Annotated in this window: 12 protein-coding genes; 6 read left to right on the top strand and 6 right to left on the bottom strand. The window is 65.1% G+C overall.

Annotated elements, in window-relative coordinates; genetic code table 11:
- Nucleotides 1-18 precede the first annotated feature (18 nt).
- Entirely contained in the window at nucleotides 19-1,146 is a 1,128-nt protein-coding gene (locus DFJ67_RS10800) for a restriction endonuclease (protein WP_203783684.1), read from the bottom strand.
- Between the two features lie 100 nt (nucleotides 1,147-1,246).
- Nucleotides 1,247-1,465, bottom strand: coding sequence for a winged helix-turn-helix domain-containing protein (locus DFJ67_RS10795; protein ID WP_116067761.1), 219 nt, complete (start codon nucleotides 1,463-1,465; stop codon nucleotides 1,247-1,249).
- A gap of 1,031 nt (nucleotides 1,466-2,496) precedes the next feature.
- Here DFJ67_RS10795 and DFJ67_RS10790 point away from each other — a divergent pair.
- The 3 genes from DFJ67_RS10790 (at nucleotide 2,497) to DFJ67_RS10780 (ending at nucleotide 6,393) form a co-directional block, all read left to right on the top strand.
- The gene (locus DFJ67_RS10790) at nucleotides 2,497-3,399 is read left to right on the top strand and encodes a replication-relaxation family protein (RefSeq protein WP_116067760.1); all 903 of its coding nucleotides are present in this window, start codon (nucleotides 2,497-2,499) and stop codon (nucleotides 3,397-3,399) included.
- A 500-nt stretch (nucleotides 3,400-3,899) separates the two neighbouring features.
- Complete coding sequence (locus tag DFJ67_RS10785; protein ID WP_116067759.1) at nucleotides 3,900-4,580, top strand: DUF2637 domain-containing protein; 681 nt, start codon at nucleotides 3,900-3,902, stop codon at nucleotides 4,578-4,580.
- Nucleotides 4,581-4,956: 376 nt separating this feature from the next.
- Nucleotides 4,957-6,393, top strand: a complete 1,437-nt coding sequence (locus DFJ67_RS10780) for a fascin domain-containing protein (protein ID WP_116067758.1) — start codon at nucleotides 4,957-4,959, stop codon at nucleotides 6,391-6,393.
- Nucleotides 6,394-7,091: 698 nt separating this feature from the next.
- Here DFJ67_RS10780 and DFJ67_RS42265 read toward each other — a convergent pair.
- Both DFJ67_RS42265 and DFJ67_RS10775 read right to left on the bottom strand, forming a co-directional pair.
- Nucleotides 7,092-7,283, bottom strand: coding sequence for a hypothetical protein (locus tag DFJ67_RS42265; protein WP_147315487.1), 192 nt, complete (start codon nucleotides 7,281-7,283; stop codon nucleotides 7,092-7,094).
- 265 nt (nucleotides 7,284-7,548) lie between these two features.
- The gene (locus DFJ67_RS10775; RefSeq protein WP_116067757.1) at nucleotides 7,549-7,800 is read right to left on the bottom strand and encodes a hypothetical protein; all 252 of its coding nucleotides are present in this window, start codon (nucleotides 7,798-7,800) and stop codon (nucleotides 7,549-7,551) included.
- A 24-nt stretch (nucleotides 7,801-7,824) separates the two neighbouring features.
- Between DFJ67_RS10775 and DFJ67_RS10770 the strand changes: the two genes are divergently transcribed.
- The 3 genes from DFJ67_RS10770 to DFJ67_RS10760 all read left to right on the top strand — a co-directional run bounded on the left by DFJ67_RS10770 (nucleotide 7,825) and on the right by DFJ67_RS10760 (nucleotide 10,334).
- Nucleotides 7,825-8,391, top strand: a complete 567-nt coding sequence (locus DFJ67_RS10770) for an HSP18 transcriptional regulator (RefSeq protein ID WP_116067756.1) — start codon at nucleotides 7,825-7,827, stop codon at nucleotides 8,389-8,391.
- A 613-nt stretch (nucleotides 8,392-9,004) separates the two neighbouring features.
- A complete protein-coding gene (locus DFJ67_RS10765; protein ID WP_116067755.1) occupies nucleotides 9,005-9,319 on the top strand; it encodes a MerR family transcriptional regulator in 315 nt (104 codons plus the stop codon).
- A 340-nt stretch (nucleotides 9,320-9,659) separates the two neighbouring features.
- Complete coding sequence (locus DFJ67_RS10760; protein ID WP_116067754.1) at nucleotides 9,660-10,334, top strand: DUF4304 domain-containing protein; 675 nt, start codon at nucleotides 9,660-9,662, stop codon at nucleotides 10,332-10,334.
- A gap of 147 nt (nucleotides 10,335-10,481) precedes the next feature.
- Here DFJ67_RS10760 and DFJ67_RS42260 read toward each other — a convergent pair whose 3' ends face one another.
- Together DFJ67_RS42260 and DFJ67_RS10750 are read right to left on the bottom strand one after the other, a co-directional pair.
- Entirely contained in the window at nucleotides 10,482-11,162 is a 681-nt protein-coding gene (locus DFJ67_RS42260; protein ID WP_147315486.1) for a hypothetical protein, read from the bottom strand.
- Between the two features lie 481 nt (nucleotides 11,163-11,643).
- On the bottom strand, nucleotides 11,644-14,268 hold the full coding sequence (locus tag DFJ67_RS10750) for a phospholipase D-like domain-containing protein (protein ID WP_147315485.1): 2,625 nt from the start codon (nucleotides 14,266-14,268) through the stop codon (nucleotides 11,644-11,646).
- Nucleotides 14,269-14,270: the final 2 nt, after the last annotated feature.

The following is a 14,270-nucleotide window of genomic DNA, read 5'->3' as shown; positions in this document are numbered from 1 at the left end:
GTGGGTACTGATCGTCGATTACTTCGACTTGTGCCTGTCGGGAGAAGTGCCGGTGGTGACGAACACGCCGATCCATCCGCGACGTAGTCTGGCGACGACGCGGGCGACCTGGTCAGGGCTGATCGATGTGGACGGTGCGACGCACTTGGCTTGGCCGAGCACGACCAAGGGGGTGTTGCTAGTGGGGGTACCGACGTCGAGGCGGCCCACGAAGTCCATGCCACCGTCGCCGCCGGCCCGGGTAAGCCAGCCTTCCTGGTAAACCGCGCCTGAGCCGCCGAGGACCTGTGCGGCGACGCGGGAAGCTAGCAGCTCGAAGGCGTGTTTGCGACCGTCGAAGAACCGATGCAGACGGTCGAGGGTGGCGGCGTCAGTGGTCCCGGGCTCGGGCAGCTGGTCGGCTGGTGCTTGAACGCGGGAGGACATGACTCGACGGCGAACCCGAGGGATCGCGCTGCGGCCACCACTCACCCAGCGTTGCCAAGCGGCCGGGGCGTGCCGAGCCGAGGTAACGACGTCAAGTTCGGGGTCGCGGCGGTCGTCGATCCACCGCATGTCGAGGGTGTCGCCGGTTGGGGCGAGCTGGACGACGGCAAGGTCGAGTTGCAGGTTAGGAAAGCTGCGAGGGCTGTCCGGATCGCGTTGCACAACGTGCTCGAGGCGTTCGATGATCGCGACCCCGCAGAATTCGATGTGCCCCTTGACCAAGCGGCGACCGTCGCGGTGGACGGTGGCGGAACGGAACAGCAGGAGTGGCGGTGCCAGCGCCCGCTCGGCCGCGGTCGACCCTGCGTGGAACTGCCAGGCGTCGAGTAGAGCCTTGTTTCCTGCGGTCGCCCCAGGCGGGCCCACGGTGGACGGTTTGTGGTCGCCGAAGTAGCGCACATGTCCGTGGTCGAGGTCGAACTCGTCGTGCCATGGATTGGAGGTTTGGCCGGCCTTCCAGGGGCTGGAGCGGATTGCGATTACCGGACGGCGCGGACTGTCCGGTCCGGCGACCATGGCCGACGGATTAATGCCGCGCTCGAGCATCATCTTTGGCCAGTCGTGCCCCGGCGCTGCCGTCATGAAGTGGTAGTTCAGGTAGCCGTCGATCTCGAGGTCGGTGGCATCGCCGTGCCGGGCGTACCGCAGCACTTCCAGCATTGGCAACGACCGCGGCTCCACCTGATGAATCATGCCGGGTCTGCCGTCTCACCAAAAGTAGTCACATCGGCTGAGGTCTGCGGTGTGAGCTACACCGAGCTCAGGCCGGTTCGCGAACGAATACACCGACACCGGGGAGCGTCTCGGTGAGGCCTTTCACCCGGAGGATCATCATCGACTTGTCGATCACTGGTTCCGTGACGGAGTACGCGTCGACAAGGTCCCTTCGGGAGGGCAGCCGAGAGCCAGGTGGGTATACGCCTGAACGGATCTTGTCCTCCAGGTCGTCGGCGATCTCTTCGTAACGGTATCTGGGCATAGGACCTTCCACGGTTGGCCTGTCCATGGAAGCACCAAACGCCAGCGACGACTACCCAACGCTAGCCTTGGGTAGTAGTCTTTTGCTGGCGTTGTCGTCCTTCCATGGTTGGCCCCGAGGCTGGGCACAACGCTTCCCCGGACCGGGGCGCGCACCTTCCGAGTTGGCGCTTGCGTTGTGAGCGCGCCCCGGTCCCCAAGCACCCCGGCCGGTCGGCTGAGATCGCTCCCGGCCGGTCGGGGACTCGACGTTCGGTGCCGTAGGCGACCGGGTGCCGTTGCCGCACCGGTCGTCGTCGGCAGCAACTCGTACCTGCCGGGCTGGTTACGACTTTGACCAGGTTGTCGAAGGTGCTAATAGCTGGTGAGCTAAGCCTTAGCTGTCGTTGTACGACATCGCCCAGACGGCAACCGACACTTCCTGGTGTTCTCAGATGGCGAGCACTTTTGATGTGATCTTGGAGAGAGCGCTCTCCGAGAAGCCATTAGTGGATGAGTAATCAGAGACAAAGCCGTAACTCGTCGCGCGCACAAGACGACGGTCTCAGCTACCGGCAATTGTCGGCTTGCGATCGGCGGCAGGCCGGCGGGACGGTGCTGGTGGACCGGCCGGCTTGTTCGTCGACAACACGGCTCAATCAATCGGCGTCGACACGGCCGGGTGGGCGCCTCGGCCTCCGGGACTGCCGCAAGTACCGCCGCCATTCCACCGGCATCCCGCAACATCTCATGATCGGAGTTCCGTGATGGGCTTCTGTTGGCTTCTCTCCCACAAACGCTGGTCGTCGCCCGGGCTCGCTGACCAGCCGCGGAACATCGCCGATAACTGCGGCGCGAACGGACCCGGCGGCCAGTCGGGTGTCGGTGTGGACCGCCGAGCGGGGATCCGGCTTGAACCGGACACCCATCCGGACCCTGGGGCCGGGCTGTTGGCCGAGGTCAGAACGGTTAACAGCTTCCGTGTCGCAGCTCAGACTGACTCTCCGTCCAGGGAGTCACGCAGTGGGGGAAAACGCGAGTGTGGGTGGTCCAATGGCCCGACGTGACGATCTACGCCTACTGCAGATCCAATCCACCCTCACCCATAGAGATCTGCGTCTGCTCGGCTGGCTCTACGACCACGGTGTCCTGACCAGCGACCAGATCTGTATCGCCCTGTTCCCGTCGAAGGACTTCGGACAGCGTCGCCTTCTGCGCCTGACCCGCCTTGAAGTGATCGGCCGGTTCCGGCCGCAGCGGTGGGGCGGAGGCTCCTACCCATACCACTACCTCCTCGACCAGCTCGGCACAGACGTGGTGGCCGCCCAACGCGGCCACGACCTGCCCCGCCGCAGCATCGCCCGCCAACGCCGGCACCACCTCACCTCACGTGCAAACCTGCCTCACCTACTGGGCACCAACCAGGTGTTTGTCGAGCTGGCCTCCCACCAACGGCAGCATCCCGGGACCAGCCTGGACCGATGGTTGCCGTCCTCGGCGTTCCACCAACCGAGTGCCTTCCTCACCGCCGGCGGGAGCCCGTCGATCATCACTCGGGCCACACCACGGCCGGATGGACACGGCGTGTGGGCCGAAGGCGGACGGTCGGTTCCGTTCTTCCTCGAGTACGACACCGGCACCGAGAACCTCACCGTCCTGACCGACAAGATCACCCGCTACGACAGCCTCGCCGCCGAACCCAACTGGCGATGGCCGGTGTTGTTTTTACTCCCATCCACCCGCCGCGAACTCAACCTCCACCGTCACATCGCCACAACCGGCCCACCCCGCTTCGCCGTCGTTGCCACCACTGCAGCCGACTTCCTTGCTGCCACAGGACTGGACCCCGCGGAGCAGGTCTGGTGGGTCTACGGCACCGACAGCGGGCGCGTCCGCCTCATCGAACTTCCGCACAACGCCGCTCCCAGTGTCTTCCACCTCGAGCCCATCCCATGACCGAGCTGAACCCAACAACAACGATCGGTCAGTCCCCGCTCCCACGTTGCCAGCGGTGGCTCGGGACGACACCGCCGTACTCGGCAATTCTGGAACCGCTGCCGACAGGCACGCGCGAACAGACGGACCCAACAGGACCCAACAGCCGTTCGCTCGCGCTGGGCCGCTGTGTTCCGAACCCAACACACGCCTGGCCCGCACACAACAGGTCGGACAGACCCCGTCCGACGGAACTAGCCACCCAGATGCGGACCGTCCCAACAGGCGGCGCGTCCAAGCCTCGAGCCCGGACATCAAAGGGCCGAAGCCCAATCTGCACCACCACGACAAGGCGATGAATCAACCCGCGTGGCTGTCCGCGGACCTCGCGGTCGTTGCCTTCCCGCGGTCCTCTCGCACACCGCGCGGTGCGGATTAAATGTCCGGGCGGCCATCCGCGGACGTCCGCGCGTAGTCCGGAGAGCTCTCTACACCTCTCGCCGCCATGAAGGAGGCGGACTATGGACCCGACCCGGATCGTGAGCAACGTCAGCACCGGAGCCGTCGCGTGCATCGCGGCCTGGTCGTCCTGGACCCACATGGTCCACGTCGCCTTGAAGTTCGGCGAACGACCAGAGGTCGCCTACGTCCTACCAATCTCCGTCGACGGAATGCTCCTCGTCGCATCAACAGCAATCGTGAACGACAGGCGCGCTCACCGGCCAGTGCGCTGGTCAGCCCGAACCGCTCTCCTCACTGGAGTCGGAGCCAGCATCGCCGCAAACATCGCCGCCGCACAACCCACCCTCGGCGCCCGCATCGTCGCCGCATGGCCCGCCGTCGCCCTGCTCCTCGTCGTCGAAATGCTCTCCCGCACCCGACGCATACCGACCGCATCTACTAACAACAGCAAGTACTCAATCGACGCCAATCGCCCCAGCAGAGCTGGACATTTGGACACGACGCCGGCCACCGGTCCGCCGACCAAGAAGACACCGACAGCCCGAACGCCAACGGAACCATCGCACCCCAAAGCGCCGGGACACAGGGCACCACGACGAGGACGCACGTCCGAGGCCATCGCAAACATTCGGGCGGAACGTCCGGAAGCAACAGTGACGGACATCGCCAACCAGCTCGGAGTAACCGAGCGACATGTCCGCAGACTCTTAACGGCCGCGCCAACCGACAACGTGGGGTGAAGGCAACACCGACCCCGACGGGCAAGGGTCGTCCGGCCCTGTCCTCGATGCAGGTGGTCGGAGTACGCGGACAATCAACCGGCAACAGGGTGGCCCAATCAAAGATGCAGCGGACCAACGGCGATGTCCGTCGCGTTGGCCCGTAAGTGCTCCCAAAGGCGTCCGCGGGCGCAGCAGACGCGACGCCAAGCGTCTTTGTCCGCCCCTCGCGCCTTTGTCGTCGGAGCGCATACGGTGCAGCCCGAACCAACCCGCGCCGCACGCAGCCAGAGCGCAAGCAGGTGCTGTTCCCTGGGGCCGACCGGTCACCGGAACCGGCTAGACGGATGAGGCACCGGGACAGCGCGGTGGCGCGTCGGTTGCCTACGCTGCGGCGGTGAATCGCAAGATCGCTTTCGTTGCCGCTGCCCTCGTCGCGGCCGTCGGGTTCGTCGTCGTCGCGCCGCCGGCATCCGCCGCGGTGCGTCCGGTCATCACCGGCACCACCGCGTGCGATGCCGACACCAGCACGTGGACCATCACCTGGACGGTCACGAACCCCACCGAGGACGCGATCGAGATTCGCCAGGTGTCGCCCGACCGCCGTGAACCGATCGGCACGTTCACCGGGATCGCGGCCGGCGACACGCTCCCTGCGAAGTCGGCTGGGTCGCTCACCGGCACCGCCACCGTGCACAGCTACTTCAAGACCACCGACTTCCTGGCCATCGGCCTGGTCGACACGCCGGTGCAGACCACCCGCGGCGTGGTCGACCTGCCGGTCTGCGGCGACCCGGTCATGCCCACCGCCACGTTCCAGTCCCGCTGCGACGACCTGCTGGTCAGCGTCACCATGGCGGCGGGCGGCTACACCGTGCCCATCGAGGTCTGGAGCTCTGCGTTGGCCCCGGCCAGCCTGCGCGTCGAGCCGGGCGGCCCCACACAGACCCTGGCAGTGCCGTGGAACCAGGCCGGGCGGGTAACCGTCAACATCGACAGCATCGGAACCATCGGGACCGCGGCGTGGCAGTACCCGCCCGCCTGCATGCCCCCATCAACCGGCGTCGCGCAGTTCTTCAGCCGGGCCAACGGCCGGTTCGTCACTGCCTACCACGGGCAAGCACATGCCGATGCCCACGGCGCGAGCGCGGCGACCAGCTTCGAACTCCACGACGTTGGTGGGGGCGACATCGCGCTGCTCTCGCTCGACGCGGACCGGTTCATGACCGTCTCGGACAACACCAGCGCGCTGGAACTCGGCGCTGTCCGGGTCGCCGGCGACGCCGACAAGTTCCAGATCGTCACCAACGCCGACGGCTCGATCAGCCTGCGCTCCAAGCTCAACGGCAAATACGTCAGCGCCGACTCGGAAGACAGGACGCTGACCGCGAACCGCGACACGATCGGCCCGTGGGAGAAGTTCACCAGGTACGCCCCCGGCGTCGGCCCGAACCCCATCCTCGCGGGCGTGAACGACCGCTTCGTGACTGCCGAGTCGGCCGGTGCCAAACCGCTGATCGCCAACCGGCAACTCGACGGCCTCTGGGAAAACTTCCAGATCATCAACCTGGGCAACGGCAACATCGCCGTCAAGTCGGTTGTCAACGGCAAGTACGTGTGCGCGGAGAGCGCCGGCCGCCTCTCGCTGGTGGCCAACCGCACGGCCGTCGGCCCCTGGGAGACGTTCAAGGTCGTCCGCAACATCGACGGCACCATCAGCCTGCAGGCCAAGGCCAACAACCGCTACGTCACCGCCGAATCGGCGGGCAAGAAGCCTCTGATCGCCAACAGGACCGCGATCGGACCCTGGGAAAAGTTCTACATCACCCTCTGAATGCGAGCGTGACGTGCGCCCGCGGATGCTGCTACCCAACGTCCGTAGCGCAGTCTCGGGACTGATGCGGCTGTCCATTGTCGAGCAGCGGTATCTGGCCGTCAGGGTGGTGGAGGGATTCCGGATTACCCCGGTCATGCGCGGATATGAAAATCAGTTCCGGTCTGCCGTCGAGGGTGGCCCTGGCGCTGAGGGCCATGTGGTTCAGTCGACATCGAAGCCGATTTATAATGGCGACAACTTGAACCCAGTGGGGCATGCAAATGAATGCATAGGGAAGCCGCGGCTTCTGGTTCGAAGTCTGTATCGTCAACCCGGCAGGTCAATACGATGATTGAAAACTTGGTGCGGGTAGCACCCGCTCCGGTTGGTAACGAGTGGAATGAGTTTGGGGGTGGGATTACTAGTTTTCTGGCGGGTGCTCTTTCTGCATCCAGGCGGTACTCGGTATTTCCTGCAAGCTTCCCGATGGATGTAGCGCCATTCGAGCCATATGGCGCATGGGCCTGACGGCCTTAGGGCGTCGACCTAGGCGACGGTACCCGGGGATGACAATGGCCATCGGTTCATCGCGCCGGTGTCTAGCCGTACTTAACAGCCACACTATAACCCCATTTATATGCGCACCACTCGCGCTCAAAGCCGCCAGCGTCTGGGTGCCCGCATGGCGGTTGCGATCGCATGGGTCAAGTGGCGCGCTACGGGAAATCCTGCGGCCAAAGCCCACGGCGGACGAGGCGATCCAGGCGCTCGCGGATCTTGGCGGAGTTCAGGCCAACCCGTTCGCGCTCGCGCCCTGGCAGGTCCGCCAGCGCATCCCAGAGAACGGTGTCACGATTGACGAATACCAGGTTCTGCGAGACCTCGCGGCAGACCGAACACCAGGACATGCCCACACACCGCTCATACCTGCTGTCGTCGGGCGCATAGAGCCGGTACCTGTAGTGGTAGATCCGTCCAGTGCACGAGGAGGGGGTCCCGTCGGGTCGACGGTGTACGGCGTTCGTGGCGCCTTTCCACTGCCACCGGCCCGACCTGCCCTGCATGGCCCGAAGTATGCGGCATTGCCCGCAGGCGTAGCGCGCATGGGGGAAGCGGCGCCGCACCGCGACACGGCATTCACTGCCCCCCCCGCGCCAACCGTCTTCTGGCTGATCAGGTCGCCTGTGCGGTCATCCACGCGCGGCAGCGGCCATCGACCGTCGGCCAGCCGGCGCCGAAGTGGTCGCGGGCGGCGTCGCCGCCGGCAGCGGTGTGGACCTGGTCGCGGACGTAGGCGAGCATGCGGTCCTCGCCGTAGAGGTCGGCCAGGCACGTCACGGACGCTTCGGCGAGGGCGTAGAAAATGTCGTACTGAGCGAGTGTGGGATGGTCCGGGAGTGGGTCGATCGCGATCGTGGCCGGCAACCGGCCGGTACGGGCGAGCGCGCGATGGCCGACGCCGTCGAGCAGACCGAGGGCGTCCCTGTCGTCGAGCTCCTAGCCGCTCTGTCGGCCTTGCGGCGCATCCGGTCCCAGCTCGACGGGTGGGAGCGGCAGCTCATCACCGGCGCACGCAAGGCCGGCGCGAGCTGGGCGCAACTCGCTCCCGCCCTCGGGGTCGCCAGCCGCCAAGCGGCCGAGCGCCGCTACCTGCGCCTCGCGCCGGACAGCGTCGACAATCCCACCACCCGCGACGAACGGGTACGGGCGGTCCGCGACCAACGGGCCGCCGATCGGGCCGTCGATGACTGGGCCCGCGCCGAGGGCGCCGACCTACGCCAGCTCGCCGGGCTCGTGACGGCCCTCGACGACCTCGACGCGGCCGCGCGGGACAGCCTCGACAAGCTCCACCACGCGATCGGCGCTGCGGACGCCGCCGTCCTGGTCCCGCTGCTCGCCGCGGCCGGCCGGCACCTGCCCGTCGACCATGCCCTGGCCCACCGCATCGCCGGCGTCACCGCACACGCCGACGAGATCCGCCGGTTCACCCAGCAGCAACGCACCGGCGACAGCTGACCCTCGACGCCCAAAAAATCTATGTCCGAAGGACTAGACATCCTGGGCGGGCTTGGCTAACGTTTCCGTCGTTGACAACAGAGATCGCTGAGAGACGCAGACGATCAGGCCGAGCGTTAAGCAGGGCCCGGATGTGTTCGTGGCTCGCTCGGCCATGGCGGTGAAGACATGTCACCGCCGCAGTGAGTAAGGCAAGTGGAAGGCAAGACCCTGACGTAAGTCCAGGTCAGGGCACATCAGGTGGGGCCAAGGTTGGTTCGGGGCTCTGCTTGGAGGAAGGACCGCCGTACGTGTGTGAGGCCATGAAGTCGCGTGGGGCTTCGACACCGGCGGAGCACGTGAGTAGCAGATGTGGAAGCAGAGGAAAGGGAGGGCCGAACACCGTTGGATCGCCTACCGCCAGCACCAACGTCGCTGGGGGTGGACACCGCAGTTCCCATCGAACGAGAGGTGGTCTCCGGTCACGCTTATGCGATCCTCGCACCCGAAACCGTCAGTGACGGTGGGTGTGGATACGAGAACCCGACCGACGTGTCGGTAGATGGTGTTTTTGACCCGTAGCCCTGGGCCCCGGCGCTTCCCGCGCCGGGGCCCTCGTCATGGAGGTGTGTGTATGGCCAAACCCGATGACATGTTCGGAGACGATGATTACCCCGCCTACACGATGGGCCGCGCCGCGGACATCGTCGGGGCCTCGCAGGATTTTCTCCGCCGCCTCGACGAGGCGAAGCTGTTCACCCCGTTCCGTTCGGCCGGCGGCCACCGCCGCTACTCCCGCTATCAGTTGCGCCTCGCCGCCCGAGCGAGGGAGATGGTTGACCAGGGGACCGCTCTGGAAGCCGCCTGCCGGATCATCATCCTCGAGGACCAACTCGAAGAAGCCCTCCACCACAACGAACATCATCAGCGCCAAACAGACGCCGCCTGACCTCTTCGGTTCAGGGTGTCCAACCGGGCCGTCAGCGTCGAACCTCGCCGCGCCCGCGCCGGTGGGAGTTGTTCTTTGTCGCAAAAGAGGGTTACTGGTCGAGGACCAGTAACCCGGTGCGTGTTCGGCTCGCCTCGCCTAAGCAATGCTGCGTTAAACCGGGCGGTGGGCGCCAACGCGTAGCCCGCACCTGCCGCCGCCGACCGGGCAACCCGCGTCAACATGTCCTCGGCGAGCACCGAGCTGCCGGTAACCACAGGCCCGGCTTGCCCTGCTGGGTTGCGGAGTCGCGTTGACGCCGCGGAACGGCGGTATCGGGCCGGCGTGAGATGCTCGCCGCGTGACTGTGCAGGAGTCTCTGAAATGGGCGTTGCGGGATGTGGTCGGGCCCGTCGCGCGCACTCACGGCTTTAAGGGGAGCGGTCCGACGTGGCGGAAGTCGAACGCATCCGGCGACTGGGCAATCGTGAATGTCCAATCCTCGAAGTGGAACACATCCCAGAGCCTTGAGTGCGTCATCAATCTCGCAGTCGCGCCGGAACCGTGGCTTCGTTGGGAGCGCGAGCATCTCGGCAAGGGGATGCCGAAGGCGGTATCCGAGTCTCTGGGGCTTTACCGCCAGAGTTTGCACCCGAGCGGCACGCCCGTCGGTCCAGAGGGCTGGTGGAAGGTGACCGGTCCTGAATCTGCCGCCACGGCGGCCCAGGACATGGTCGTCCAGTTGGAGGCTGCCGGGTGGCCCGTCCTTGAGCGGATGTTGACCCCAGGCGGCATGCTCGACCAGGTCCGGCGCGGCGACCTGGGATTCATGAAGCGGAAGTACTTCGACGCCTTCTTCGCACGCGCGGAGGCCTTGCTGCTCATAGACCGAGGGCACAGCGATGCGCTGGAGAATAGCCTCCGGTACGCGCTCGATCACTGCCCAGACCACTCGAGAGAGCACGCCGAAAGGTTCGACGCGTGGGCTCGACAGCAGCGGCGAGCGGCCGATCAGCTACATCACCGGCCCACGTAGCTGCCGGAGATCCATGGGGTGTGACCTTCGGACGCGCGCGTGCCAAGTGTCGATCGACGCGAAAGGTGCACACGTAAGCGGCATTATGGTGTTCGCGCCGCAAGGTGCTCGCACTGTTCGCGCGACGGAATGGTAGTCAACCGGCGCCTACAGAAGGTCGGACCGGAGGTTTAACAGCGCCTCAGATAAAACGCCTGGGCCCGTCAAAAATTCTTGCATTGCGCGGCTATTGCCGTGCATGCAGGCTTCAACCGCTGCCTGCTGTGGCCCGAGCCAGTCCAGCGGTTCTCGCACGAACCGAGAGCTCCAATACCAGCCGGCGTCAGTGTTGCTCGGAACTAAAGGCAATGCGACCATTGCTTTTCCTGCATGAATAGAGGGGGGACTGCCGTTAGTTTCGATGGTAACGTCCAAGCCATAGAAAGAGACGGTATGCGGTTTCTTTTGATCTTTGTTTTGGAGTCTGACTTGGAAGCGGTCAGCCTCATCAGCACCGACCTGCTGATTCAGTTTCTTGGACGCTGTGTAGCCGACGTCGGCGGGCGACGGAAGAGAAAGATCGTACTCTCCAGTGACTTCGAGCTCGCCTTGAGTGTTGCACACGCGAATCTGCGTAAACCGCTCGACTCTGATTGAAGCACGCCTCGAGACCACGCGTGCGGTTCCCCTGTTCTGCACCGAAATATCTAGAACTGCTGCACTGCCCACGTCCTCGACGGCAAGGTCGACGATCTCCAAGGTTCCTTCCGACGGAAAAAGCCGATCAATCAGTTTGGTCCCCACCGGCGTAACGAATGCCCCCACAACCAGCAGCAGTACGGCTCCCACGGCAGCAAGCGTCCGCGGACCGAAGATCCATCCCGTTTTTGGGGCGCTACGGCGCCGGTTGATGTTGGCCGCCGCTTCTTCTTCGAGCTACCCAAGGTGTACCTCTGAATGCACCAGTGTCGACCGGATCGGAATCTTTGCGAACGAGGACAGCACTCTACGCGTAAACCTGGCCCGGTCACCGGGCGCTTTGGTGACAGATCTTGGACACGACTGTGTTGGCAGTGGGCACCTTTCCCGGATCCCCTGATGAAGTGCGTTCTTCGCGAGCGCGGGTCTCGGAGCCGCCCAACCCCGGGTGACTCTCTCATGTGGTCGATCGCCGATTCCTATGCGGATCACTCGACGAGCAAGATCCATACGACGGCGGGCGTACGGTATGTCTTCGGCTCCCGATACCAGTGATCACTGCAGCCGGGTGGGCGAGTGATCTGGCTCAGAGCTCGTCGCGCCATCTGCGGAGTTCGCGCACTCGTCGTGCTTACAGGGTCGACCGGATGCGCTCGGCGACAGCGGTCAAGTCGACGCCTACGAGGTCGCTGAGATTCCGCACCTCTGCGGGAGTTTGTCGTGCGAAAGGGATCACCTGCGCGCCTGGTGGCGGGCCCGGACTTCCTGAGGTGAGGGATACAGGCGTCCTGGTGCTAGAGAGTGGATAGATCCGCCAGACGCGCGCCTGGTCGGCCAGAGCCATAACGTTGTTGGCTAGGGCGATCAGCACGGTTTGCCGCGCACTCCTCGCTACCACGACTGCGTGGCCCGAGACCCTACTGAGCGCAGTGACTGCCCGAGCTGCCGTGTGGTAAGCATTGCCTGGCCCGTCCACCCACCAGATGTCTGCTTCCCTGCGGGCGTTCAGACCGGCTTCTGCGAGATTTTCTCTTGCCTCGGCGTACGGGTCTAGCTTGGTTTGTCCAGCTAGGAGGATGGTGTCCCAAACCTCAACGGGGCTGCTGACGATCGCGTAGGGGCGCGTCGAGGGAAGGAGTCGTTCCTCGGCCAGCTCAGCGTTTGCTTCTGCGACCCATTCGCTGGCATCGCGCCAGGCGTCTGTGGCGTACAGGTCCCCTTGCCGGCCGCCGTACAGCGTCGTGCCCTGGCGTAACGTCGCCATGGCAACGGCTAGGAGTGCGAAGAGGTGATCGAAGGCTTCGGCCGGAAGTTCATCGAGGACCTCGTCATCAGGTATGAGGGCCCACACCAGCCAACGCAGGTCGCGTCTCCAGTCCTCGTCTTCCCGCCACACGCCTTCGGCGAGCAGCGTCAGGTACAGCGCCGCAATCGTCATGCGTATGTAGATGGGTGGCAGCGACGACCGGTTGGCATGCTGAGCGCGCGGTCCGGTGGCGAACGCAGCCCATTGGGCTCCGAAGCGGCGGTACCGGCGGCGTTGGTCGGGGCGGATGGCTGCGTCAGATCGGGCCGAGAAAGTCGCGTGGTCCTGGGCGATGTCATCGAGGACTGTTTCATCCTCGTCATCTGTGACCTCGTTGTCGTCGGTATCGTCGATGGCCCAATCTGCGGAGCTGGTGGTGACCGTGGCGCTCAGCCTGCGGGGGAAGATGAGTTGGGACAGGGCTGGCCCGAGCCGGCGGTCGCATGCGTCCAGGTAGTCGGCCCATCGATCGGCCGAAGCCTCTCTGACATCCAGTCGCTTGTTGCTGGAGGCTGGGGCGGGCGTGTTCGTGGCGCTGACTAGTTCCACCAGGCGCTCAAGATCGACAGTGAATCGTTGGGCGATAAGCGGGTCGGTAAAGAGATCGTCGGTCTCGTAGGCCCGTGATAGCCGTGGCTCGTCTGGGATATCGCTGCGCGGTCGGCAGCGGATTGGGTCGGTGATGAAAACGACGGTCGACTCGTGTCGCGTCCCGTTGACGTCGATGACCGCGCGGATCGCGCCGCCAGACACCTCGGGGACCAGAAACCGGGCCTTGCTCAGCCCAGCAGCGATCGTCCCCGCGGTCTCCCAGCTGCCCGGGACCGCCGATGGCGAGAATTCGATGAGGATCGGGTCGATTGCGGGTGAAGCTAGCTCGACAACGAGGATGCCATCGGTGATTGCGCAGCCAAGCAACGCTGGTGCTGAGCCTTCCGATGCGGTTGGCGGGAGCGGATCCGCTGCCATGGTCCGGAAGACGATGTCAGCCGTAAGGTCGCCATCAGGTAGCAGAGGTGAGAAGTGGGGTGCGACGACTGTCAGCTCGCAGTTGCCGCCCCCTGAGGTGGTCATCAGCAGTGCGGACGAGGTGATATTCGCGCTGCCGGTCATGCCAGCGACGCTGCCGCCGGCCTCCCATTCGATGAGCTTGCCGTGCCGGAGTGCCCCGGGTTGGACAAGCCTGAATTCCACGTTGCCGGCAGACGAGGTGGCTTGGGCGATCGCCGCGCCGTCGAATCGGGCGGCAGAGGGTTGCACCGCGATCCGTGCGACGCGCGGCCGGGTCCTCATGACCAAGGCTTTTACCGCCTCCGCGGGCGGGTCGAAGAAGGGAGCGGCAAGGCGCAGCTCCTCCACCGATTGGTCAGGTATCCGCTCCAGGAGCGGTCGTAGCAGGTTCCCGTAAGCCCTGGTTGAAGCCCAGCGGGTGTCAATCGATGTCGGCCGTATCTGGTCGGCCACGGCTTGTAGTGTCCCCGCGATCCAGCTCGCGATCGTCACCACGGTCGGCAGCTCTTGAAGCCAGTCCGCAACATCGGCGATGAGCTGTGGGCCCACTTCGCGGGAACCGTGGGCGATAACCCACAGCTCACGGTTGTAGCCCCAGCCTGACAGAGTCGGGTTGCCCGATCCCACTGCAAGGGCGTTGTCCTCGTCGCCGGCGAGAACAACGAGCTTTGGATGGAACGCACGCCTACACGCCGCATGTCCATGCTGGTACGCCGTGCCTGCCCGCCGCACGTCCACGTCGTCGTGTACGGCCTGCGCGGGGTCTCCGAGGACCGTGATGCGAGCACCAAGACCTCGTGCCGTCGGAACTACGAACTTCTCGAGAAAGCTGAGGTCGACCGTGTACCCCATGATGATCATCTCGCGCAGCGGAGCTCGGTCGGCCCGGTCCCGCCACTGCTCCAACAGGGTCAGCGGCGAGCGGATGGTGTGCGCCACTC

The organism is Asanoa ferruginea, assembly GCF_003387075.1.
GTDB classification, from domain to species: Bacteria; Actinomycetota; Actinomycetes; order Mycobacteriales; family Micromonosporaceae; genus Asanoa; species Asanoa ferruginea.
This window is presented reverse-complemented; position numbering and strand designations above follow the sequence as displayed.